Source organism: Salinispora fenicalii (assembly GCF_000514815.1).
Classification (GTDB): Bacteria; Actinomycetota; Actinomycetes; order Mycobacteriales; family Micromonosporaceae; genus Micromonospora; species Micromonospora fenicalii.
The window spans coordinates 1-1193 of sequence record NZ_AZWQ01000047.1; the positions used below are offsets into that span (position 1 = coordinate 1).

The following is a 1193-nucleotide window of genomic DNA, read 5'->3' on the forward strand; positions in this document are numbered from 1 at the left end:
CCTTCGGAGCCTTGCCAGCCGGGGCCTTCCCCCCGCCACCAGGAGTTTTGCCACCAGCAGGAGTGTTCTTACCCCGACTAAACGGCCACCAGCCGTCGGTCTTGCCCCGGCCTCGCGGTGACTTGCCGGACCGGTCGCCCCGGCCGGAACCGTCCCGGCCCGAGCGGTCCCGGCCGGTCTTGCTCCGCCGCGTCCACCGCCGCCACGCCAGCCACCCACCAGCGGCCAGCACCGCGACCAGGATCAGCCCAGCCCCCAGCAGCAGCGCCAACAGCGGCGACACCATCCACATCGCCACCACCACCGCAGCCACAATCGACACCACCACCAGGCCCACCACCAGGCCCACCGACGCCGGCGTCGTCTCCGTCAACTCCTGCTTGTCCTGCGCCTTTTCCGACTTGTCCTGCGGCTGCTCGGCCATCACCGACAGATCCGGCTCCGGCATCTCCACCGCCTCCACCTGGCCGCCCTCAGGCTCCGCCAGGGTCGTCTCGTTCCGCATCGCACACCTCCCATCAAGCGTTTCCGCAGCTCACACACCCGAGTTATGAGCTGTTATGAGGCGCGGCCGTCCTTGGCCGCGACGGCGGTCAGCACCGTGCGGACGGTCCGCTCGGAGGTGGACACCTGCTCGGCGACCTCTTTCTGGGTGGCGTCGGGGTTGTCCTTGCGGGCCTGCAACACCGCGCGCACGGTCTCCGGGCTGACCCGCTCGACGTGTGGGACCGGCTGGCCGTCGAACAGCACCGGCTCAGCCGCCGGCTTCGACGACGCTGTAGTACGGCGTGGCCGGCGGCCGGACTCCGCGGCGGCCTGCGTCAGCGCGGTACGCAGGTCTGCGGCCTCCTGGCGGGCGGCCTCGGCCAGGGCCTCCGCCCGGCTCTGGGCCTGCCGTGCCACGAGCAGCTCCCGCTCGGCGGCGTCGGCGTGCTGCGCCTGGCGGCGTGCCTCGGCCAGCTCCGCGTCGAGCTGTCCCTGAGTCCGCGACGACTGCGCAGTCACCGACCGCAGCTCGCCACGTGCTGCTTCCGCTTCCGCCCGCACCCGCTCCAACGCGGTCGCTGCTTCCGCTTCCGCTTCCGCCCGGAGGGCCGTTTCCGCTTCCGCCCGACGCGTAGCAGTCACCGCTTCCGCTTCCGCTTCCGCCCGGAGGGCCGTTTCCGCTTCCGCCCGACGCGTAGCAATCACCG

Annotated in this window: 1 protein-coding gene and 1 pseudogene; both read right to left on the reverse strand. The window is 72.0% G+C overall.

What is annotated here, in order from left to right; all coding sequences use genetic code 11:
• A partial coding sequence (locus B116_RS25350; protein ID WP_033667718.1) for a hypothetical protein occupies window positions 1-505 on the reverse strand: 505 nt, incomplete at its 3' end.
• 53 nt (window positions 506-558) lie between these two features.
• Window positions 559-1193, reverse strand: a pseudogene (locus B116_RS25355) (DUF2637 domain-containing protein); the annotation flags it as partial.